Here is a 21,655-nt window from a genome sequence, read left to right on the forward strand (position 1 = left end):
GACGGACTCGCGTCTCGCCGGCCGTGGTCGGCTCGAGAAGGACCGTTCTCCCGTCGTATCTCTACCTTATGGCCAGAACCACTTAAAGAGCGAGCGCGTCACGACACTGATGCGAGGTCCCGAAACGCCGCCGCGGCCGTCCGGGTCCCCTTCGAGATCAACACGTCGCCGCCGCGCAGTTCGGCGTCGGCGTCGGCCACCAGTAGCCACCCCTCGTCCGGCCGGCGGATAGCGATCACCGACATCGTGGAGTCGGCGTCGGGAACGCCCTCGGTCACCGCGGTCCCGTCGAGGTCGCTGCCCGACTCGACCGGGATGCGGGCGATGATCTCGTCGCTCTCCTGGACCGCCAGCTGGACGACCGGGTGGACGTCGATGTCGCGCAGGACGCCCTCGCTGATCTCGATCGCGGTGTCGCTGATCCGCTCGGTGCTGCTGCCCAGTTGGATCAGTCCGCGCAACACGACCGGATCCGTCGCGTCCGCGGCCGCCCGCAGCGTCCAGGCCTCGAACCGCGACTGCATCGCGTCGACCTCGACCTCCAGGTTGCGGACCTCCTCGGCCAGCTCCTCGCTGTCGAACAGCACGCTGCTGTAGGCCAGATCGACCGCCAGCTCCGAGAAGTCCTTCATGTGGACGATCGTGTCCACCGCCCGCTCTAAGTCGTCGATGTCGGGACTCACGACCGTAGGCGCTTCGTAGGCCTCCCCGGTCAGGATCTCACAGACGTCGCCGATCGCCGACTCGGGCCCCCGGAGAAAGGCGACGTCGTCGGCCTCGATCCGCGTCGTCGGCCCCGGGTTGAGCAGCCACTCGTTGCCCCGTCGGAGCGCGATGGCCCGGACGCCGGTCTCGGACTCGAGGTCGATGTCCTCGAGGGTGCGACCGGCGTAGGGCGAGTCGGCCGCGACGACGCCCCGGAGCAGCGCCTCGGCGGCGTCGGGCAGGGCCGCCCGCATCGCCTCGGGCAGCCCCATGTCCTCGAGGACGATCTTCGCGATGTCGCCGGCGGCGTCGCTGATCTCGTCGGCGGCCCCGACGATGCCGAGTACGGGCGCGAGCTGCTCGGCGTCGGCCGGCTTCCGGGCGGCCATCAACAGGCTCATTCGGGCTCGCATCTCGAGGACGTCCATCCGTTCCTCGAGCCGGAGGACCTCCGTCGCGAGTTCCTCGCTGCGGTGGAGGACCGCCGAGTACGAGAGGTCGATCAACAGCTCCGCGGTGTCTTTCATCTCGACGAGTACGTCCTTGACGCTGACGGGCTCGTACTCGATCGACGCCGACGACGTCTCGCCCTCGAGCGGGTCCATACCTCGAGAGTCGGCCCGCCGACGAAAAAAGCGTTTCCCGCCGGTTCCGAACCGCCGACGGTGAGCCGGGCTTCCGACACGGTTTTGCCCGGGCGCAGAGAACGCACGGGCAATGCTCGACCGGACCTACCTGCGCGAGAACCCAGACGAGGTACGCGACGCCCTCGACGACCGCGGGGCCGACGTGGACGTCGACGAGATACTCGAGCTGGACGAACGCTGGCGGGAACTGAAAGCCCGCGGCGACGACCTGCGCCACGAGCGCAACCAGATCACCAAGAAGATCGGGAAGCTCGTCGCCGACGGCGAGGAGGAGAAACGGGAGGAAGCCATCGAGCGCTCGCAGGACCTCAAAGCCGAGATCGAGGACGTCGAGGACGAGGCCATCGAACTGCAGGACGAACTCCAGGAGCGGCTGCTCGAGGTCCCCCAGCTCCCCGACGAGAGCGTCCCGCTGGGCGTCGACGAGCGCCACAACGTCGAGGACCGCCGCTGGGGCTTCGACGAGGACCACGACCTCCCCGAGGAGGTCACCCCCCACTACGAACTCGGCGAGGAACTCGACATCATCGACGAGGAACGGGCCGCCAAGACGACCGGTGCCGGCTTCTACTTCCTCAAGGGCGAGGGCGCACAGCTCGAACACGCCCTGATCCAGTTCATGATGGACGTCCACCGCGAGCAGGGCTACGTCGACGTCTTCCCGCCGGTCCCGGTCACGAGCGCGTCGATGCGAGGGACCGGTCAGCTGCCGAAGTTCGCCGACGACGCCTACCGGCTGGGCGGCAGCAACGAGGAGGCCTACGAGGACGACGACCTCTGGCTCTGTCCCACCGCGGAGGTCCCGGTCACCAACATGTACGCCGACGAGATCCTGCTGGACGACGACCTCCCGCTGAAACACCAGGCCTACACCCCGAACTTCCGGCGCGAGGCCGGCGAACACGGCACCGAAACGCGGGGCATCGTCCGCGTCCACCAGTTCAACAAGGTCGAACTCGTCAACTTCGTCGAACCCGAAGACAGCTACGACCGCCTCGAGGAGTTGCTCGACGAGGCCGAGGAGGTCCTGCGCCGGCTCGAGTTGCCCTACCGCATCCTCGAACTCTGTACCGGCGATCTCACGTTCGCCTCCGCCAAGACCTACGACATCGAGGTCTGGGCCCCCGGCGACGACATGGACGACGGCCCCGAGGCCGGCGGCCGCTGGCTCGAGGTCTCGAGCGCGTCGAACTTCGAGGACTTCCAGGCTCGCCGGGCCGGCCTGCGCTACCGACCCGAGCGCCACGAGTCGGCGGAGTATCTGCACACGTTGAACGCCTCCGGACTCGCGATTCCCCGGGTGATGGTGGCCATCCTCGAGTACTACCAGAACGAGGACGGAACGGTCACCGTCCCCGAGCCCCTGCGGCCGTACATGAGCGGCAAAGAGGTCATCGAGGGCCACGAGAAGGTCGGCGAGTCGGCGCTCGGCGCGGGCGAACGGGAGTAGCGCGACGCCGCCGTTTCTCTACTGGTGGGCGGTCACCGACGACCCGTCCGAATAGCGACAACGGGTCCGAATCGAGACGTCTGGAGACGGAATTCCGGCCGTCTGGTGGTGATTACGAATAGGATGTCTCTTCTCGTCAGCGACGGGGCCTCCGTTGTTGACTCGACGGAAGGAGTGCCGACGGCGGACGAGAGCCGCGAACGCGCGCCGGCGGCCGGTTCGGGGGTTACCGCGTTGGGATTACCGTCGATAGCAGGCGTGCTGCCCCCGGATCAGTCGGCCACAGCGATGCCGAAGCCACTACTGGTCGGCCAGGTTCCGGATGTCCTCGACGCGTCGGCCGCGTTGTTCAGCGCATCCGCGATCGGCGGGAGTGAGGCCTCCTCGGCCGCTGCACGGGCCTCCTCGACGGTACTCACGTCGTACTCGACGCCGGCCTGAGCCTCGATCTCGGCCGTGACCTGCGTGAAGATCTCCTCGATGAGCGCGCCGATCGTCTCGGCGTCGGCGTTATCGATCTTCCCGACCGGCTCGACGTTCTCGAGTTGTGCGTTGATGTCCTCGACGATGGCGTTGATCTCCTCGACGGGGTCGTCTTCCTCTTCCTCCGTGACGACTTCACCGTCGGCTTCGCCACCGATTCCGGCGTCCGCGGCCGCGTTTCGCATGACGACGTTCAGGTCCGTCTCGCTCGAGCCGCTGACATCGTTGACGGTGACCTTGAGACGGAGGACAACGTTCTTTTCCGTCACACTACCGTCCTCTTTCGCCCGGAAGTCCGACGCCGAGAGACCGTCGTGATCGAGGACGCTCCCCGTGAGGTCTTCCCCGAGGGAGATGTCCGACTGGCTGGTGCCGCTGACCGCGGTCGTCGCCTCGTCGATCGTCGCCGCTTTGCCACCGTGGACTACCTGAAGTTCGACCGTCGCTTCCCCTGGTTCTTCGTCCAGCCCTTCGTACTGGAAGACGACGTTAGTCGCTCCTGCCCGGGTGTCCGAGACTGATCCGTCGTCGCTTTCTCCGCTGATGCTGGTTCCGATGAACGTATAGTCGCCGATCTGTGCTGCGGCTGAACCCGAAAGCACTACTGCAGTGCCGATAGCTGCCGTGCCGATACCGCCTGCACTCGCGATGAACTTGCGTCGATTCATTGTTGCTCTCCGACGCCGTACGACGCCCGGCGCTGGCGGACTCACAGCATCGCCACTCGTCGGTTACCTGCACTGACCGACCGCGTTCGCAACGCGACTTACTTGCGTGCGAGTTAATCGGAAAGCTATGTCCCCAGTGATGAGTATTTTTTACTATAAATTAAAAATATATTTTAATTACCTTTAGATTTATTGAGATAGTTTATTTTTAATAATGCTGGTGGGGAGCGGAGATGAGGCGGGGGCGGCCGCGACACGACGACGGCACTACTCGCCGCGAGGATCCATCGAGGGGTACCGACGACCTCGAGCGATTTCTCTTTTCAGTTCAAAACTGGAACCGCCGGCAATCACCGATACTAGAAGTCGATGTACGGTGTCGCTTACAGCGAGATCGTAAGCCCGAGCATTACTATAGTAGCCGCTGAAACGATTCACACACTGATCGCAGCGCCATCGTGCGATCAGGTGTGCAATGACTTTCAGCGGCTACTATAGCGCGTCGAAAATAGAACGGAAGGAGAGAGAGAGCGACACATCGATACCGAAAGCAATCAAAACCGCCCGGGAACCGTGAGCTGCGCTTAGATGTAGTCGATACTCGGCGGCAGTTCGAGCTTCATACCCTTGCGCTCGCGGATCTCCATGATCTTGTCGCGCTGGAGGGAGTTGGACATGACCTCGAAGCCGGCGTTCTCGGTGTTCCAGGAGGCCCGTCCCTCGGTCGCAGAGCGGATGTCCGAGGCGAAGCCGATCATCTCTCCGACCGGCGCGATGCCCTCGACGACCATCAAGTCGCCTTCCTGGTACATGTCGTCGACGCGGCCACGACGGCCCTGGATCTCGCCCGAGGCCGCGCCCATGTGGTCGTTGGGCACGTCGATACGGACGTCCTGCATCGGCTCGAGCATCTTGATCTGGCCGTCGATCAGCGCCTTGTGGACGGCCTCGCGGGTCGCGGGGATGACCTGGGCCGGACCGCGGTGGATGGTATCCTCGTGGAGCTTGGCGTCGTGCAGGCGAATGAGCGTCCCCTGGACGGGCTCGTTGGCCAGCGGGCCGTTGTCGAGGGCCTCCTCGAGTCCCTCGATGACCAGCTCCATCGTCTCGTTCAGGTGCTGGATCCCCTTCGTGTCGTCGATGAGGACGTTCGTCCCGTGGATGTGTTCGACGTTCTGGGAGGTCTCTTTCTCCATGCCGGCCTCCTGCAGGGCCTCGCGGCGTTCCTGCTCGGGCATGTCCATCGAGGCCTCGCCGCGTTTGATCGTCTCGACGAGGTCGTCCGTCATCGGGTCGATGGAGATGTAGAAGCGGTTGTGCCGGTTCGGCGAGATGCCCTCGACTTCGTCGCTGGGCTGCTGGGGCTGCTCGCGGTAGACGACGATCGGCTCACCGGTATTGACCGGAATGCCCTGATTCTTCTCGATGCGCTGGGTGATGACCTCGAGGTGAAGTTCACCCTGTCCCGAAATGAGGTGTTCGCCGGTGTCCTCGTTGATGTCGATCTGGATCGTCGGGTCCTCCTTGGAGACCTGTCGCAGCGTTTCGATCAGCTTCGGCAGGTCGTCCATGTTCTGGGCCTCGACGGACTTCGTAATGACCGGCTCGGAGATGTGTTCGATCGACTCGAACGGCGTCATCTCCACGCTCGAGACGGTCGAGCCGGCGATGGCGTCTTTGAGACCGGTAACGGCGGCGATGTTCCCGGCGGGAACCTCCTCGACTTCCTCGCGTTCACCACCCATGTAGATCCCGACCGACTGGATGCGGTTCTTGCCGGCGGTCCCGGAGACGTACAGCTCCTGGCCTTTCTCGATCGTCCCCGAGAAGACCCGTCCCGCGGCAATTTCGCCGGCGTGGGGGTCGATCCCGATGTCGGTGACCATCAGGACGACGTCGCCGTCCTCGTCGACGAGGCGCATCGACTCCGAGAGATCGCTCTCGTCGTCGCCGCGCCAGATACGCGGGATACGACGCGGCTGAGCGTCGAGCGGGTTCGGGAAGTGTTCACAGACCATGTCGAGGACGACGTCCGACAGCGGCGTCCGCTCGTGGAGTTCCTGACGCTTGTCGGCGCGCTCGAGTTCCATGATCTCGCCGAAGTCCATCCCGGTGCGTTGCATCGACGGCATGGAGACGCCCCACTTGTACAGCGCGGAGCCGAAGCCGACGGTACCGTCCTCGACGGAGACGGTCCAGTCCTCGATGTCGTCCATCTCCTCGGTCATGCCGCGGATGAGTTCGTTGACGTCGTGGATGACCGAGAGGAGACGCTGTTGCATCTCCTCGGGACCCTCCTGTAGCTCGGAGATCAGGCGGTCGACCTTGTTGATGAACAGCGTCGGCTTGACGCCCTCTCGCAGTGCCTGTCGCAGCACCGTCTCGGTCTGGGGCATGGCCCCTTCGACGGCGTCGACGACCACGAGGGCACCGTCGACGGCTCGCATCGCGCGGGTGACGTCGCCACCGAAGTCGACGTGGCCCGGCGTGTCGATGAGGTTGATGAGGTGGTTCTCACCCTCGTACTCGTGAGTCATCGAGACGTTGGCCGCGTCGATGGTGATCCCGCGTTCCTGCTCGTCTTCCTCCGTGTCCATCGCCAGCTGTTCGCCGGCGGTGTCGTCGGAGATCATGCCGGCACCGGCCAGCAGGTTGTCCGTAAGGGTCGTTTTCCCGTGGTCGACGTGAGCGGCGATGGCGATGTTCCGGATGTTCTCCGGTTCGTCCATCAGCCGTTCACACTCTTGGACGATCTTCTTGCGTCGGCCCATATACCCCCCATTACCGGTAGCGGGGTCAAAAGGGTAGTGTTTCGTCGGCGCCGAAATCCGCCGTCGTTCCCGGTTCGAACGTTGAAATATCCAATTTGAGTGAGTGAATCACTCCCATTATCGTGGCGACTCGGCCGCGAGCTGGTCGCCACTCGAGGGCGAGAGCGAGACGATCTCGGCGGAGCCGACGACGTGTGAACGCACAAAAGAGTCAAATCCCGTCGGCTCTTGGTAGGAACACACATGGATATTCGCGTGCAGGGACCGGGCCCGACTTCTCCATTCCTCAGTGCCCGAGACCGCTTCGAAACCGAACACGACCTCTCGCTGCCGGTCCACGTCCAGCTCCGGGACGACCCCGACGAACGGACCTGGGCCGCCCACTACGACGACCGCCACGTCCTGAACATCTCACGACAGGCCGCCTCGAGCGCGATGGCCAGCGAACTCGCACTCCACGAGTTCGCCCACATGGCGCGTCACGAACAGGACCACCCCTCACACACCCAATCGACCGAGGAGGTTCTCTACCTGGCGCTGGCCGGCAAGAGCGTCGAACGCCGCAAGCTCTCACACTGCTACCAGATCGCCAACCACATGAAAGACATCTACGCCGACGACATCACCCTCTCGGTCGGTCCCGGCGAGAAACTGCTCTCCTTTCTCGAGTCGAGTCTGGCCACGGCGATCGCCGACCGCCCCGAGACGCCGCCCCGTCCCGGCCTCCGGCGGCTGTCGGCCAGCGCCGACCCCGAGATCACGGCGGTGAACGCGGCCTTCGCGCTCGCACTCGCGGAACGACACGACCTCGTCAAGCGTGATCATCGGCTCTACGATCTCGCACACGCGGCGGCGATGGACGCCCCGGAAATCGACTTCGAGGGATTCAAACGGCGGTTCCGGGAACTCGGCCGGGAGACCGACGCGAGTACCTACCGACAGGTACTGGTCGATGCGACCCGGTCGTACGTCGGCGGTGGCGGCCCCGCGGCCGATTGAGACCGGCCGCTGTGCCGATTCCCCGGTGGGACCACGATGCCCCGGGGTCTCACCGAAATGACGAACGGGAGACCGCATGCGTCCCGTCGTGACGAACGGTTCCGGACCAACACCCACAGCGCACAACGCGATGTCCATCCCCGAATTCGCCTACCGTTCGACCCGAACGTTTATTGGTTGATAAGCGGAACGGATCGAACATAGAGGAATGTTTTCGGGACCGGACCAGGTGGGAACTACTGACGGGGGGTTCGCCGACGAGCTATCGCGGTTGAAACGCCGGGGGGCAAGCGTCCTCGTCGTCGGATCCGTCCACCCCGATCAGTGGCGAGATGCGTGTCGTCGACTGCTTGGCTGTGGTACCGATCGGACCCGGCGGCGCGTCCTCGTCTCGACGACGGCGGGCCCACACCACGCCATACACCACGTCGATGAGACCGGATCGGAGGCCCTCTCGGTCATCGCCTACGACGCGCAGGCTCGCAACGCCACAACGGCCGAGCCGGGGGAGACACCGTCGATCCGGCCGGCAACGACCGAAGCGGAGTCACTTGCCGACCTCGGGATCGCCATCGAGCAAGCGATCGAGAACTTCGAAACCAACACCGCCGCGCTCGAGTCCGGCGAAGTCAGGTTGGGGATCGACTCACTGCTCCCGTTGCTCGAGGAGTACGGCCGCCAGCGGGTGTTCAAACTCCTCCATCTCGTCAACGGACGAACGAAGGCTGTCGATGGGATGGCCCACTACCATCTGCCGGTCGAGCGAGACGCCAGGATCGTCCAGACCCTCTCGCCGCTTTTCGATATCATCGTCGAACTCCGCGAACACGACGGCGACTATCAGGAGCGATGGACGATCGAGGACGGCGACCGTCGGTCCGGTTGGCTATCGGTCGGTCCCGAGTAACGGCTCGGGCCAAGGCCAATTCCCAGCGACGACCCCGGCAGTCCGCGGGCAACCGCACGAGTTACCGTTCCAATGAAACCGAAATTCGAGCCGACACAACGCGGCGTAGAGATCGTCGATCCGATCGAGCGACACCGCTACCGTCTCGAGACCGGGAGTCCGGTAACCCCGTCGGCGGCGAATACTGATCGGATCGGCTTTCCGATCGGATCCGCAGTGACGGTGACGACCGATTCGATCGCGTTACCGAAGCCCAATACGGTCCTCGTTCGGGACTCGGACGGACTGATGCTCGCCGAGGTAAGTCCGACCGAGCAGCTGGGACTCCCCCCGGACGAGTATACGCTCGATCTGGCCGGTCCGTTAAAAGTATACGCTCGTGTTACCGGTTCCGTGCAGGTGTTTTCGGACCGTGAGCAGACGTATCTCAACTTCGGGGCGGAGACGACCGTTCACCTCGGGGCCAGATCGTTACACAAGCGCCCGGCGAGAACGATTACGACGACGACTGCCCCGACCGATCTAATGGCCGCAGTGTCGGCGTTCGGATCGGAATTAAAGACGACGTCACCGGAACGGGCGTATCCGACGCTTCGAGGGCATCCACCCCGTCTCGAACTCGGCAGTGACCTACGGATACCGGACCCCCTCGATCGAGACCACAGCGTTCGGATAGCGGTTCCCGAGACGCTCCGGCACGTGTTCGTCGTCGCACCGCTTGCGTACTATCTCGATGCAGAAGTCGTTCCGGGGTCGAGTCCGCGGATCGTCACCGAAAGCGGATATACCCACTCACTCGACGGTTCGGATGAGTTCGAGTCGGCAGTCAAGCGGGTCCTGAAACGAACGTTCCTCCTCGATTGTGTCGTCAGGACCGAAGGAAACACGCCGCTCCCGTCACGCGAACGACGATCGATCGAACCGGTGATCGACATCGACATCGCGGACGCGTACGACCGATCGTTGGCCGAACGACTCGAACGCTATCTCGAGATTCCGGACGAGAAACTGGAACCTCATCTCCCGGCCTGGCAGTTCGAGACGCGACTCGAGACGACCGGCGCTCACGTGCCGATGCTCCCGTTTCTCGCCTACGATCTCGCGGTCGTCACGACGAGAGAAAGCGGCCGAGAACGGACGGGACCGGAGCCGGCCGCTGAACGAGCGATCGACGCGTTCACGCGGGACGATTTCGTGCGAAGCACGCGGCCCGGTGCCGTCCGTGGGAACGCAAACGTCGAGACGGCAACGGACCGGTCGGACGTCCCGAGGATCCAACAGTCGTGGACCGGTATCGACGGCTCGGAGATCGTCAGTACCACGTCTGTCACGGCCTATCGGAACGACATCGGGCGAACGCCGAAAGACGGCCCCATCGAAATCGAGGTCGTCTGTAACGATCCGGATATGCGCGCGGAACTCGAGAGCGTCCACGGGACCTACGGGACCCGCGAACAACTCCCGTTCGAGACGACGATCCACTACGATCTCTCGATGGACGACCTCGCAGCCGTTCTCGAGAAAGACAGCGACTTCCTCCACTACATCGGACATATCGACGACGACGGATTTCAGTGTTCGGACGGGAAGTTAGATGCTAACACAGTCGACACCGTCGGAATAAAGGCGTTCTTACTGAACGCGTGTCGATCCCACGAGCAGGGACTGCATCTCGTCGAGCGGGGGAGTATCGGCGGGATCGTCACGCTCAGTAACGTCGTCAACAGCGGCGCAGTCAGCGTCGGCGTCCTCATCTCCCGACTGTTAAACCTCGGGTTCCCGCTCTACAGTACGCTGGACATCGCTCGACAGGAAAACGTCGTCGGGCAACAGTATCAGTTGGTCGGCGATGGGAGAACGACGATCACACAGCCCGAAACGCAGATCCCGAACGTCTGTCTGGTATCCGGGGAACGCGAGACACTCACGGCGAACATCATCGCGTACACGGCGGGAAACAGACGGCACGGAAGCGTCCTGTCACCACACATCGATTCGGTCGAGTCGTATTTCGTTATTCCCGGAGAGACGGGACCGATTTCGGTGACGCAGTCGGAACTCGAGGCGTTTTTCGATGAGGCGTTGTTCCCCGTGATACGAGACGGGCACGTCCAGTGGAGTACCGATCTGGTCGACGATGGACTCGAACCGTAACGGGCAGGCCCGATCACGACGCTTCGCGGTCGCTCACCGGGCGGTGGACTCCCACACAAAACCAGTTCTCGGACAGTGGTCTTCGGTCCCGTCGCTTAGGGGCCGACAAAGCCACTCGCGTTCGTTGCTGCGGCGTTGCCTGCCTGCCCGAGTAGCAACAGGATCGTAAACAGTGCGCCGATCATTCGCGGGTGATTCTTCAGGTACTGCGTAACATCCGTCATGGTACACTCGAAGTATAGTTGCCGGCTGTAATAAATTTATTTTAATATAGTGTATGAGATATCAACAATATCAATCCCAGATAGTACCGATATGATGTAGGAAGAAAAATACTCGGACAGAAATCACGGCCCGTTCGACCACGAGCCGGACGGCGGCTAACGGATCGACTCGGAGGAAGGGGACCTCAGACAGTGATCGTAGCCACTGAAACGATGGACAGACTGATCGCGACGCAGTCGTGCGATCAGGCGTGGAATGCTGTCAATGACTACGACACGTCGGTCGAAACGGCCCGCGGTCACGAGCAGCCCTCGAGATAGGGAGGCGAAGCTATCGCACCCGAAGAAAGCCGAAAAGCGACGGCGTAACGCGTTAGCGTGCGGCTGCCGCGACGCGCTCTTTCTCCTCTTTCTGACTGACGGCGTAGGTGCCGACGTCGTAGTTGGACGCGCCGACGAGTTGGTTGGCGATGGCCTCCGCGACGTCGGTGGTCGTCTTGAACGAGTCGTTGTAGACGCCCTCGGCGAGGAACTTCAGGGCCTGGTCGACGCGGCGCTGTGGAGCGACGTCGACGGCCTTCGGGACCGAGATCCCACCGTATTTCAGGCGGACGGTTTCCTCACGCGGGGCCGCGTTCTCGACGGCAGTCACGAGGATCTGAATCGGGTTCTCCTCGGTACGCTCGTGGATGATGTCGAACGCGTCGCTGACGTAGTTGAGGACTTGCTGTTTCTTGCCCGTATTCTCCTCGGTCTGCATCAAGCGGTTGATAAAGCGCTCGACGATCGAGATCTCGGACTTCTTGAACTGCTTGCGGGCGTGGCGACCCGCGGTGTGAGCGACGGGCGACACCGTGATGTAGCGTTCGGTCGAGGGGTCGGCGTACTCGATCTCGCCGATCTCCCACTCGCCGAACAGCTTGGCCGAGACGTCCGCGCCGCCGGCCGGCGCGTCCGGGTCGGGTTGGTCTTCTGCCGCCATAGTTATCGCACCGGTTTCTCCGCGTTCCCGCGAACGAGTTCCTTCAGTGCGACGCCGTTGACCTTGTCGACTTTGTAGTTGACACCGGAGAGGTCACCCATCGCACGACCCTTGGCCCCACCGATCCCGGCGATGGTGACTTCGTCGTGTTCGTCGATGAACGAAATCGCGCCGTCACCGGGACAGAACGCGGTGACCTGCTTGCCGTTTTTGATCAGTTGCACTCGGACGCACTTCCGAATCGCCGAGTTGGGCTGTTTGGCTTCGATGCCGACCTTTTCGAGTACGATACCGCGGGCCTGAGGTGCGCCCTCGAGAGGGTCGGACTTCTCGCGAAGTCCACGGGCGCGGCGCGCGTAGTCCGAGTCGGACCACCGCTGATTCTGGCGGTCCTTCTTGAGCTTGCGCGCGGCGTATTTGCCGTTTGCCATGGGCGTCGCTATCCGACGGAGGCACTTAAGCGACCCGTTTCCGCGCGGCGTTACGGCTCGAGAATCGGCGACGCAGGGTAACGAAGGGATTTCAGAGCGTTTCGTCGCCGGAGGCGCGCGCTGGCGTCGGATCGGTCGCGCCCCCATTATGTCATTCGTTTGCGATGACCGCTCGCCCCGCGAGGGCCGGCAACCAACGCCTCGTTCGACTCGATGTTCGTCGAGTCGGGACCCGACGCCCGTATGGAAGTGCGAATCGATCGATTCGGACATATAATCATATCGAATTAGCAACTAAAGTTATTAGGTGGATCGGACATGTCCTGTACTCGTTATGGCTACACTGAACAGTTGGATCAAGCGACTCGTCGGAAGCGACGACGGGGAGTCCCAGTCCAGCGATGAACTTCAGGCAGTGGATGATCGAATCGGATTCGAGGCCTCGCTCGAGGACGCGGAAGTAATCGGTCGGAGTCCGCTGTCGTACATCGCTGCCGGTGAATCGATCTCGTCGTTCGTGGGGAAAGAGATCACGTCCAAACTCGCCGACTACGGGCTCGAGGACATCGAACCGGACGAGTGGTATCCGCTTCAGATCCCGCTTGCCATGCTGTACGATATGCGCGACGAGTACGGCGACGTCAGGATGCGAAATATGGGACAGAACGTCCCCGAACACGTCGAATTCCCGCCGGACCTTTCCGAAGTCGAGAACGCGTTACCGGCGATCGAGACGGCCTACCATCAGAACCACCGCGGCAGCGAAATCGGCTCCTACGAGTTCCGACAGGAGGGAGCGAACGAGGGTGTGATGATCTGTGAGAACCCCTACCCGTGTGAATTCGATAAGGGGCTAATCAAGGGCGTCGCGAAAAAGTTCGCCGACAACCCCGTACAGGTCGAGGAAGTCGGCGACCAGTGTCGATCGGACGGCGGTCACCGCTGTGAGTATCGCGTCGAATGGCTCTGAACGGTCTCGTGTCGCGCCCGACGGCGTAGCCGTTCGAACCGACGCACCGTCGGGGAGAGAGCGACTCAGTACGGATACTCTCTCGGTTCGCGCTGGACCGAGATCCACTTCACCGTCGTTAGTGTCTCGAGGATCCACTCGTCGTTGTACCGACCCATTCCCGACGCGCCGACACCGCCGAACGCGACGTGCGGTTCGTCGTTCAACGGCTGGTCGTTGATGTGGACCATGCCGGTTTCCATCGCGTCGGCCACGTCACGCGCCCGGGCGACGTCCGTCGAGTGAACCGATCCCGACAGCCCGTATTCGGTGTCGTTGGCGATCCGAATCGCTTCCTCGTCGGTTTCGAAGGGAACGACTGGCGCGACCGGGCCGAAGTGTTCGTTGCAGGCGACCGGCATGTCGCTGGTGACATCCGAAAGTACCGTCGGCTCGACGAACAGCCCCTCGTAGTCGCCGCCAGCCTCGACCGTCGCACCGCGCTCGACCGACTCCTCGAGGAAGCCGACGATCTTGTCGCGCTGACTCTCGTTGATGACCGGACCGACGAGGGTCCCCTCCTCGAGGGGATCGCCGATGGGGAGTTGCTCGGCGCGGTCGGCCAGTCCAGCCACGTACTCGTCGTACAGCGATTCGTGGACCAGATGGCGGTTGATGGAGATGCACTCCTGTCCCTGGTGGGTGAACGAGCCGAACGCGCCGGCGTCGATCGCCCGCTCGAGGTCGGCGTCTTCGAGGACGACGTGGGCGTTGTTGCCGCCCAGTTCGAGTGCGGGTTCCGTGTACGCACCGACGGCGCGCTGGCCGACGCCGCGTCCGACTTCCGAGGAGCCGGTAAACGACATCACCGACGGAACCGAGTGGCCCGAGAAATGGTCGCCGATCTCGTGACCGTAGCCGGGGACGACGTTCAGGACGCCCGCCGGGAGGCCGGCCTCCTCGAAGACCTTCGCGAGGACGAGTCCGCCCGTTATCGGGGTGTGTTCGTCGGGTTTTAACACCACGCTGTTGCCGAGCGCGATAGCGGGTGCGACGACGCGACTGGAGAGATACAGCGGGAAGTTCCACGGCGTGATGACGCCGACGACGCCGGCCGGTTCGCGCACGAGCAGGTTCTCCTTGCCCGGCGTGACCGAGTCCTTGCGGCGACCGCCGTCGCGCATCGCCAGTCCGGCACCGACCTCCATCGTCCCCTGGGCGAGCTGGGTCTCGAAGTCCGCTTTCAGCTCGACGCCGCCGCACTCGACCGCGAACAACGTCTCGAGGTCGTCGGCGTACTCTCCCAGCAACCGACAGGCCTCGGATACGATCCCGGCGCGCTCCTGGGGTGGCCGCTCCGCCCACGCCGCTTGCGCTTCCGCCGCGATCGCGTACGCCTCGTCGACGTCGCCCTCGGTTCCCGAGGGGACCGTCGTCAGGCGCGTCCGCGTCGCGGGGTTTTCGACGTCGATCAGGTCACGGTCACCCGCGGGAACCCACTCCCCGTCGAGATACAGCGCGTTCCATCCGGTTTCCGGCGCGATCTCGAGGTCGTCGACGGCGATCTCGTCGGCTGATTCCGCACTCGTATTCGTCATGTGAGTCTGCCTATCGGTGGGTACGGCTTATTCATTTGGTTCTGTAATTCACGATCGCGGACTATTCGATCGAGATCCGGACGATCCCGGCGTCACGGGGAGAAGCGAGGACGTCTTCGGCGACGCCGCCGTACCGGCAACGACCGAGACGGGTGATCTACAGTCGTCGCCGGGACACCCGCGACTGTCCTGTAGGCTCCGTAAACAGTGACGAGAACCCGTATGAGACCATCGTCGGGAACCGAACCGACCGGCCCCGACGCGGGGTGGCGTCGCTCGGCTCGACCGAGACGGTAGAAAACGGGGCTACAACAGCTGGATGTCGTCGATCCCGAAGTGGCGCTTCGCGAGAGTGCGGGCGGCGTCGATCGTGCGACCGTTCGTGCCGATCGCGACCCCGTGGTCCGCTTCCGCGACCTCGACGTACGCGACGGTATCGTCGTTTTCGCTGATCGTGACGTTGTAGACCGCCGCCGGTGCGAGCGCGTTCGCGACGAACTCCTCGGCGTTATCGGCGTCTTCGACGAGTCGGACCTGTGCGTCGGCACGGTCCTCGAACCGCTTTACGGTACGGCCGCCGGGACCGATCGCCTCGCTCATGCCGCCGCGTTCGACGACGATCAGGAGGCTGTCACCGCCGTCGGTGACGAGACAGTCCCGCCCGTCGACGCCGGTCACGTCCTCGAAAGCCGCCAGATACTGCCGGGCGTCGTCGTCGAGGGTGACACCCATCGATCAGTCGGCCTGGCCGCTGCCGGAGGTCGTCGATCCCATCCGAAGGTCGACGTCGCCGGTGCCGAGCTTGATCGGCTTGCCGACGATGACGTTCTCCGTGACGCCGTCGAGATCGTCGACTTCGCCGTGGATCGCGGCGTTGAGCAGGTGGTTGACCGTCACCTCGAAGGCCGCACGGGCGAGTACCGAGTCCTTGTTGCCGGAGATACCGTGGCGGCCGATCGACTCGATCTCGCCGCGGTTGGTCATGATGTCCGCGACCAGCATCAGGTGGCGGACGTTCACGTCGTCGAGGCCCTGTTCGGCCAGCGTGTTGTTCGTCTCCTCGATGATGGCCTCGCGGGCCGCCTCGATACCGAGGTTCCGGTGGATCTCGTGGATGTTGTTACACGTCGTTCGCGAGGCGTCGACGCCCTCGATCTCCAAGACATCGCCGAAGGCCGACCCCTCGGTGTAGAGGACGAACTCCTCGTTGCCGTTATCCAGTTCCTCGCGGCGGATAACGACCCGGGAGACATCCTCGATTCCCTTGAACGTAATGTCGCGCAGTTCCTCGACGAGCTGGAGGAGGTCCCGGTAAGACGGCTCCTCGGGGCCGAACTGGATCTCGGTGCCCTGCTGGACCGTCTTGACGCCCAGCGAGTCCTCGATGATCTCGGCGACCTCCTCGGGCGTGATCATCCGCTCTTTGAGGGTGTCCTCGTTGAGCGAGATCTGGACGCGCATGTCCGCGACGTTCGTCGAGACGTCACCCAACGCGAGGATCTGGGTGGCCTCGATCTTCCAGACGACCTCGTGGGCCTTCTCGCGCTCGGTCGCGTACTCGCCCTCGAGGTAGACGGTCATCATCGGCGTGTCCGGAGTCTTCCGGGCGTCGACCAGCTCGATCAGCCGTGGCAGCCCCTGAGTCACGTCGATCTCGGCGACCCCCGCGTAGTGGAACGTGTTCATCGTCAGCTGGGTCCCGGGTTCGCCGATCGACTGGGCCGAGACGGTCCCGACGGGGTCGAGCGGATCGACGCGAGTGTCGAGATACCGGGTTTCGACGGCCTTCGCCAGTTCGTCGGCGTCTTCGACCGTCGCGTCGCCGCGGTCCTCGAGGGTCTCGTAGACGTTGTCCTTGAGTCGCCGCGGGAGGTCGGTGTCCTCGACGACCGCGATGGTGTCGTCGTCGACGTCGTACTCGACGTTAGTCATCGGAGCTCACCTCCGTGCCCTCGGTAAGTCGATCGTCGGCGTGTTCCGAGAGGTTCGTCGGGCGCGGCTTGGAGCCGAGGAACTCCTCGCGGTCTTCCTCGGAGTCGAACTCCGAATCGAGGACGCGGTTGGCGATCGCCTCGACGTCGATGTCGTTGTCTTCGTCGGAGGAGACCTTGACCGGCGAGGTGCCGTCCTCGCCGAACTCGAACTGGACGATCGTATCCGAGGTGTCCCGGACCGTGCCGTCGTACTGGGTCTCGAGTTCCGAGAGGGCGTTGATCAGCCGCCGCTGCAGGTAGCCGGACTTCGAGGTCCGGACTGCAGTGTCGACCAGGCCCTCGCGGCCGCCCATCGCGTGGAAGAAGAACTCTCGCGGGGTGAGCCCGCTGGTGTAGGAGTTCTCGACGAAGCCGTGGGCCTCGGCCGAGAGGTCGTTCGGTTCGTAGTGCGAGAGGGTGCGGTCCTCGTAGCCGCGGTTGATCCGCTCGCCTCGAACGGCCTGCTGGCCGACCGCGCCGGCCATCTGGGTCAGGTTGAGCATCGACCCACGCGCACCGGAGTTTGCCATGACGACCGCGGGGTTGTCGTCCTGGAAGTGTTCGTCCGCGATGTTCCCGGCGTTGTCACGCGCACGCGAGAGGGTCTGCATGATCTTCATCTCGAGGGTCTCGTCGATCGTCCGGCCGGGGAGGCTCTCGAGTTCGTTGCGCTCGTAGGCCTCGATCAGTTCCTCGACGCGGTCGTTAGCGTCCGCGATGGTCTCGTCGATGCGGGACTCGGCCTCATCGGGGATGGTCTCGTCGTCGATCCCGATCGAGAACCCGAAGTGCATGATCGCACGCATCGCCAGCGTCGAGACCTCGTTAACGAAGATCCGGGCGCGGGTGTTGCCGTAGACCTTCGTGATGGTGTCGACGATCTCGCCGCCGAACTCGCCGACCTCGTCCTCGGCGATGGTCCCCTTGAGCAACTGGCCGTCCTCGACGACGACCTCGTCGCCGACGGTGCCGGTGAACTCCAGATCGAGGTCGTCGGGAAGCAGTTCCGAGAAGACGTCGTGACCGGTCCAGAACGGCTCGCCCTCGTCGTCGACGCCGCTCGGCTCGGGCAGTTCGTCGATCCGGGTGGCACGCAGCAGGTCCAGCGCCTGCGTCTCGTTGAATCGGGGGTTGTCGTGGGTCAGGAGGTACATCCCACTGATGTGGTCCTGAATCGCCCCGATGATGTTCTCGCCGAACCGCGGCGAGAGCATCTGTTCCTGGACGCGCATGAGGACGCGCGCCTCGGCGCGGGCCTCCTCGTTTTGCAGCGCGTGCATGTTCATCTCGTCGCCGTCGAAGTCGGCGTTGTAGGGCGGACAGACGACGGTGTTCAGCCGGAACGTCTTGTACGGCATGACCACGACCTCGTGGGCCATGATCGACATCCGGTGCAGCGACGGCTGGCGGTTGAAGATGACGATGTCGCCGTCGATGAGGTGCCGATTCACTTCCCAGCCGGCCTCGACCTTCTCCGCGAGCTGCTCGCAGTTCTTCTCGGTCACCTTCAGCCGGCGACCGTCCGGCCGTCGGACGTAGTTCGCGCCGGGGTGGCCCTCCGGCCCGTTGGAGACGAACCGCCGGGCGTCCTCTAAGTTGCGCTCGGTGACGTTCATCGTCTGGGTCATCTCCTTGGCCACGCGATCGGGGACACCGACCTCGTTGAGCGAGAGCGTCGGGTCCGGCGAGATGACGGTCCGAGCCGAGAAGTTGACACGCTTCCCGGACAGCGAGCCGCGGAAACGACCCTCCTTGCCCTTCAGGCGCTGGGAGAGGGTCTTGAGGGGGCGGCCGGAGCGGTGTCGCGCCGGCGGCGTCCCCGAGATCTCGTTGTCCATGAACGTCGTGACGTGGTACTGCAACAGCTCCCAGAGGTCCTCGATGATCAGCTGGGGCGCACCGGCCTCGCGGTTCTCCATGAACCGCTGGTTGATCCGGATGATGTCGACCAGCTTGTGGGTGAGGTCGTCCTCGGAACGCTGGCCGTTGTCGAGCGTGATCGACGGCCGCGCGGTGACCGGCGGCACGGGGAGGACGGTGAGGATCATCCACTCGGGCCGGGAGCGCTCGGGGTTGATCCCCAGTACCTCCATGTCCTCGTCCGGGATGGCTTCGAACCAGTCCCGGATATCGCTCGGCATCAGCTTGTTCGTGTCCTCCTCGGTCAGATCGATGTCCAGGGCCTTCTCGATGGCCTTGCGCTGGCTCTCCCGGGGACGGAACGAGCCCGAGAGGATCTCGTTGACCCGGGTGAGTTCGATCTCGGTCTGCTCGGCGAGTTCGTCCGGCGTCGTCCGCTCGATGCCTTCCTCCTCGTTGCCCTGCATCGCGCCGGCGATGCGCTGGGAGTACTCGCTGGTCAGGACCTGCTGGACCTCGTAGTAGGTCGTGGGCTTCTCGTGGTCGATGTCGTACTGGATCTCGCCGCAGAACGGACATCGGTCTTTCTTGCGGGCCTGCCGGATCGCCGCCTTGGTCACGTCGTTTAAGTCCCGGCTCAGCTTCCGCGATTCGTCGAGCTGGTCGTGGAACTCGTCGCGCTCGTCCTCGGTCAGCAGCAGGCGGGAACACTCCCGGCAGGTGCCACGCAGGAGCCGTCGAATGAGCTTCGTGAAGCCGACGTGGATTACCGGCGCGGCCAGTTCGATGTGACCGAAGTGGCCGTTACAGGACCCGGAGTGCTTCCCGCAGGTCTTGCACTCGAGGCCGGGGTCGATGACGCCGAGGCGTGGGTCCATCAACCCCATGTCGATGGGGAAGCCGTCGTCGTCGTAGGTGTCGGCGGTGATGATCTTCGTCGCACTCATCTCCCGGTACTCCTCGGGCTCCATGAGCCCGAAGGTGATCGCTCCGATGTCTTTGGGTGTCGTGTCTTGCATGGGTTAGACGGCGTCCTCCAGTTCGAGTCGCGGTGCGATACCCAGCGCCTTCATCTCGTCCAAGAGGAGCTTGAACGCGTAGCTCATCTCGATCTCGTGGATATCGGTCTCCTCGTCGCAGTTCGGACAGTAGACACGCCGTTGTTCGACGTTCTCGACCGCGCTCATCCCGCAGTTCGCACAGACGTGGATGAACTCGCGGTCGGACTCGTCGAGCAGCCGTTCCTTCAGCGTCATCGCGGCCCCGTGGCCGATGAACACGTCGCGTTCCATCTCCCCGATACGGAGCCCGCCCTCGCGGGCCCGGCCCTCGGTGGGCTGGCGGGTCAGCACCTGCACCGGCCCGCGCGAGCGGGCGTGCAACTTGTTCGAGACCATGTGGTAGAGCTTCTGGTAGAAGATCACGCCGACGAAGATTTCGGCCTCGATCTTCTCGCCGGAGATGCCCGAGTACATGGTCTCCTTGCCGGCGGAATCGAAGCCGGCCTCCTCGAGCCCCTCGCGGAGCTCGTCCTTGTCCTCGCCGAGGAACGGGGTCCCGTCGACGCGCCGGCCTTCCATCGAGCCGAGCTTGCCGCCGATCATCTCGAGGATGTGGCCGACGGTCATCCGCGACGGCAGCGCGTGGGGGTTCAGGACGAGGTCGGGAACGACCCCTTCCTCGGTGAAGGGCATGTCCTCCTGGGGCGCGAGGTGGCCGACGACACCCTTCTGGCCGTGTCGCGATGCGAACTTGTCCCCGAGTTCGGGGATCCGCTCGTCGCGCACCGAGACCTTCGAGAGCTTCGAGCCGTCCTCACCCTCCATGAGCGTGACGGTGTCGACGATCCCCGACTCACCCGAGCGCATGGTGACGGAGGTCTCGCGCCGCTTCTGGGGCGAGAGTCCGCCCATATCGTCGGGCTCCTCGAGGAATCGCGGCGGACTCGTCTTCCCGAGCAGGACGGAGTTCTCGTCGACCTCGGTCTCGGGGTTGACGAGGCCGTCCTCGTCGAGGTGGTTGTAGGCCTCCTCGCCGCGGGCACCGCGGACGTCCTGGGAAGGGATCTCGAAACGGTCCTCCTGGCCGCCGGGGTAACGGCGTTCCTCGCCCTCGTAGGTCCGGAAGAAGTGAGAGCGAGCGAGCGCGCGCTCGACGCTGGCCTTGTTCATGACCAGCGCGTCCTCGATGTTGAACCCCTCGTAGCTCATCACCGCGACGACGAAGTTCTGGGCCGCGGGCCGTTCGTCGTAGCCGATCTGCTCTGTCGTCTGGGTCTTGACCATCGAGAGCTGGGGGTAATGCAGCAGGTGCTGGCGCGTGTCCGGTCGGATCCGGTAGTTCGCGCTGGGCAGGCCAAGCGACTGCTTGATCATCCCCGCTCCCATCGTAATGCGGGGGCTGGCGTTGTGCTCGGGGTAGGGGATCATCCCCGCACCGATCGAGAAGATCAGCGATGGGTCGATCTCGAGGTGGGTGTGGTTCTCGGTCAAATCGTCCTCGTCGACGCCCACGAGGATGTCCTCTTCCTCCTCGGCGTCGATGAACTCGATGTACCCGTGATCGACCAGATCCTCGAACTCGAGATCCCCCTCGCGGAGCGCCTCGATCTCCTGTTCGGAGATGCGCGGTTCGCCGTCCTCGACGACCAGAAGCGGTCGTCGCGCGCGGCCGGCGTCGGCGTTGACGATCACTTCGCGGGTACGGTCTTTGACCGAGACGTTGACCATCTCGCTCACGTCGCCGATGCGTCGCGCTTCCCGGATCTGTTCTGCCAGTTCGTGCGGATCGGGGTGGGTCCCCACCAGCGATCCGTTGACGTAGACTTTCGCCTCTCGTTTTTGGCTGCTCATGA

General features: G+C 63.9%; 16 protein-coding genes. 5 read left to right on the plus strand and 11 right to left on the minus strand.

Annotated elements, in window-relative coordinates; translation table 11 throughout:
- Nucleotides 1-98: 98 nt before the first annotated feature.
- A complete protein-coding gene (locus A6E15_RS15160; protein ID WP_076147423.1) occupies nucleotides 99-1,310 on the minus strand; it encodes a potassium channel family protein in 1,212 nt (403 codons plus the stop codon).
- Between the two features lie 112 nt (nucleotides 1,311-1,422).
- On the opposite strand from A6E15_RS15160, the gene serS reads away from it, so the two are divergent.
- Entirely contained in the window at nucleotides 1,423-2,802 is a 1,380-nt protein-coding gene (gene serS / locus A6E15_RS15165) for a serine--tRNA ligase (protein ID WP_076147424.1), read from the plus strand.
- 272 nt (nucleotides 2,803-3,074) lie between these two features.
- Here the strand turns inward: serS and A6E15_RS15170 are convergent, their stop codons facing one another.
- Together A6E15_RS15170 and A6E15_RS15175 are read right to left on the minus strand one after the other, a co-directional pair.
- Nucleotides 3,075-3,953, minus strand: coding sequence for a hypothetical protein (locus tag A6E15_RS15170; protein WP_245800585.1), 879 nt, complete (start codon nucleotides 3,951-3,953; stop codon nucleotides 3,075-3,077).
- Between the two features lie 584 nt (nucleotides 3,954-4,537).
- Nucleotides 4,538-6,724 carry an elongation factor EF-2 gene (locus tag A6E15_RS15175; RefSeq protein ID WP_076147426.1) on the minus strand — a complete coding sequence of 729 codons (2,187 nt, stop codon included), beginning with the start codon at nucleotides 6,722-6,724 and terminating at the stop codon, nucleotides 4,538-4,540.
- Between the two features lie 243 nt (nucleotides 6,725-6,967).
- Here A6E15_RS15175 and A6E15_RS15180 point away from each other — a divergent pair, with 243 nt between their 5' ends.
- The 3 genes from A6E15_RS15180 to A6E15_RS15190 all read left to right on the plus strand — a co-directional run bounded on the left by A6E15_RS15180 (nucleotide 6,968) and on the right by A6E15_RS15190 (nucleotide 10,784).
- Nucleotides 6,968-7,723, plus strand: coding sequence for a DUF5781 family protein (locus A6E15_RS15180; RefSeq protein ID WP_076147428.1), 756 nt, complete (start codon nucleotides 6,968-6,970; stop codon nucleotides 7,721-7,723).
- A 208-nt stretch (nucleotides 7,724-7,931) separates the two neighbouring features.
- Nucleotides 7,932-8,630: a DUF7504 family protein gene (locus tag A6E15_RS15185; protein ID WP_076147430.1), complete on the plus strand. Its 699-nt coding sequence runs from the start codon at nucleotides 7,932-7,934 to the stop codon at nucleotides 8,628-8,630.
- A 72-nt stretch (nucleotides 8,631-8,702) separates the two neighbouring features.
- On the plus strand, nucleotides 8,703-10,784 hold the full coding sequence (locus tag A6E15_RS15190) for a hypothetical protein (RefSeq protein WP_076147431.1): 2,082 nt from the start codon (nucleotides 8,703-8,705) through the stop codon (nucleotides 10,782-10,784).
- 95 nt (nucleotides 10,785-10,879) lie between these two features.
- Here A6E15_RS15190 and A6E15_RS21725 read toward each other — a convergent pair whose 3' ends face one another.
- The 3 genes from A6E15_RS21725 to A6E15_RS15200 all read right to left on the minus strand — a co-directional run bounded on the left by A6E15_RS21725 (nucleotide 10,880) and on the right by A6E15_RS15200 (nucleotide 12,421).
- Entirely contained in the window at nucleotides 10,880-11,008 is a 129-nt protein-coding gene (locus A6E15_RS21725) for a DUF7503 family protein (RefSeq protein WP_277612937.1), read from the minus strand.
- 373 nt (nucleotides 11,009-11,381) lie between these two features.
- The gene (locus tag A6E15_RS15195) at nucleotides 11,382-11,990 is read right to left on the minus strand and encodes a 30S ribosomal protein S7 (protein WP_076147433.1); all 609 of its coding nucleotides are present in this window, start codon (nucleotides 11,988-11,990) and stop codon (nucleotides 11,382-11,384) included.
- Between the two features lie 2 nt (nucleotides 11,991-11,992).
- On the minus strand, nucleotides 11,993-12,421 hold the full coding sequence (locus tag A6E15_RS15200) for a 30S ribosomal protein S12 (protein ID WP_004267302.1): 429 nt from the start codon (nucleotides 12,419-12,421) through the stop codon (nucleotides 11,993-11,995).
- Between the two features lie 334 nt (nucleotides 12,422-12,755).
- On the opposite strand from A6E15_RS15200, the gene A6E15_RS15205 reads away from it, so the two are divergent.
- Entirely contained in the window at nucleotides 12,756-13,391 is a 636-nt protein-coding gene (locus A6E15_RS15205; protein ID WP_076147434.1) for a hypothetical protein, read from the plus strand.
- Between the two features lie 65 nt (nucleotides 13,392-13,456).
- On the opposite strand, the gene A6E15_RS15210 is transcribed toward A6E15_RS15205, so the two are convergent.
- The 5 genes from A6E15_RS15210 to rpoB form a co-directional block, all read right to left on the minus strand.
- The gene (locus A6E15_RS15210; RefSeq protein WP_076147436.1) at nucleotides 13,457-14,968 is read right to left on the minus strand and encodes an aldehyde dehydrogenase family protein; all 1,512 of its coding nucleotides are present in this window, start codon (nucleotides 14,966-14,968) and stop codon (nucleotides 13,457-13,459) included.
- 306 nt (nucleotides 14,969-15,274) lie between these two features.
- A complete protein-coding gene (locus A6E15_RS15215) occupies nucleotides 15,275-15,700 on the minus strand; it encodes a NusA-like transcription termination signal-binding factor (protein ID WP_076147438.1) in 426 nt (141 codons plus the stop codon).
- A gap of 3 nt (nucleotides 15,701-15,703) precedes the next feature.
- Nucleotides 15,704-16,900, minus strand: a complete 1,197-nt coding sequence (gene rpoA2 / locus A6E15_RS15220) for a DNA-directed RNA polymerase subunit A'' (RefSeq protein WP_076147440.1) — start codon at nucleotides 16,898-16,900, stop codon at nucleotides 15,704-15,706.
- Nucleotides 16,893-19,820 carry a DNA-directed RNA polymerase subunit A' gene (locus A6E15_RS15225; RefSeq protein WP_076147441.1) on the minus strand — a complete coding sequence of 976 codons (2,928 nt, stop codon included), beginning with the start codon at nucleotides 19,818-19,820 and terminating at the stop codon, nucleotides 16,893-16,895. The genes rpoA2 and A6E15_RS15225 overlap by 8 nt, the downstream gene beginning before the upstream one ends.
- Before the next feature lie 3 nt (nucleotides 19,821-19,823).
- On the minus strand, nucleotides 19,824-21,653 hold the full coding sequence (gene rpoB, locus A6E15_RS15230; protein ID WP_076147443.1) for a DNA-directed RNA polymerase subunit B: 1,830 nt from the start codon (nucleotides 21,651-21,653) through the stop codon (nucleotides 19,824-19,826).
- Between the last annotated feature and the right edge of the window lie 2 nt (nucleotides 21,654-21,655).

Source organism: Natrinema saccharevitans (genome assembly GCF_001953745.1).
GTDB classification, from domain to species: Archaea; Halobacteriota; Halobacteria; order Halobacteriales; family Natrialbaceae; genus Natrinema; species Natrinema saccharevitans.

Bases quoted from the DNA above. Each gene is read 5' to 3' on its own strand.
- A6E15_RS21725 (WP_277612937.1), bottom strand. From the start codon at position 11,008: ATGACGGATGTTACGCAGTACCTGAAGAATCACCCGCGAATGATCGGC.
- A6E15_RS15195 (WP_076147433.1), bottom strand. From the start codon at position 11,990: ATGGCGGCAGAAGACCAACCCGACCCGGACGCGCCGGCCGGCGGCGCG.
- rpoB (WP_076147443.1), bottom strand. From the start codon at position 21,653: ATGAGCAGCCAAAAACGAGAGGCGAAAGTCTACGTCAACGGATCGCTG.
- A6E15_RS15215 (WP_076147438.1), bottom strand. From the start codon at position 15,700: ATGGGTGTCACCCTCGACGACGACGCCCGGCAGTATCTGGCGGCTTTC.
- A6E15_RS15185 (WP_076147430.1), top strand. From the start codon at position 7,932: ATGTTTTCGGGACCGGACCAGGTGGGAACTACTGACGGGGGGTTCGCC.
- A6E15_RS15170 (WP_245800585.1), bottom strand. From the start codon at position 3,953: ATGAATCGACGCAAGTTCATCGCGAGTGCAGGCGGTATCGGCACGGCA.
- A6E15_RS15190 (WP_076147431.1), top strand. From the start codon at position 8,703: ATGAAACCGAAATTCGAGCCGACACAACGCGGCGTAGAGATCGTCGAT.
- A6E15_RS15160 (WP_076147423.1), bottom strand. From the start codon at position 1,310: ATGGACCCGCTCGAGGGCGAGACGTCGTCGGCGTCGATCGAGTACGAG.
- A6E15_RS15200 (WP_004267302.1), bottom strand. From the start codon at position 12,421: ATGGCAAACGGCAAATACGCCGCGCGCAAGCTCAAGAAGGACCGCCAG.
- serS (WP_076147424.1), top strand. From the start codon at position 1,423: ATGCTCGACCGGACCTACCTGCGCGAGAACCCAGACGAGGTACGCGAC.
- A6E15_RS15210 (WP_076147436.1), bottom strand. From the start codon at position 14,968: ATGACGAATACGAGTGCGGAATCAGCCGACGAGATCGCCGTCGACGAC.
- A6E15_RS15175 (WP_076147426.1), bottom strand. From the start codon at position 6,724: ATGGGCCGACGCAAGAAGATCGTCCAAGAGTGTGAACGGCTGATGGAC.
- rpoA2 (WP_076147440.1), bottom strand. From the start codon at position 16,900: ATGACTAACGTCGAGTACGACGTCGACGACGACACCATCGCGGTCGTC.
- A6E15_RS15225 (WP_076147441.1), bottom strand. From the start codon at position 19,820: ATGCAAGACACGACACCCAAAGACATCGGAGCGATCACCTTCGGGCTC.
- A6E15_RS15205 (WP_076147434.1), top strand. From the start codon at position 12,756: ATGGCTACACTGAACAGTTGGATCAAGCGACTCGTCGGAAGCGACGAC.
- A6E15_RS15180 (WP_076147428.1), top strand. From the start codon at position 6,968: ATGGATATTCGCGTGCAGGGACCGGGCCCGACTTCTCCATTCCTCAGT.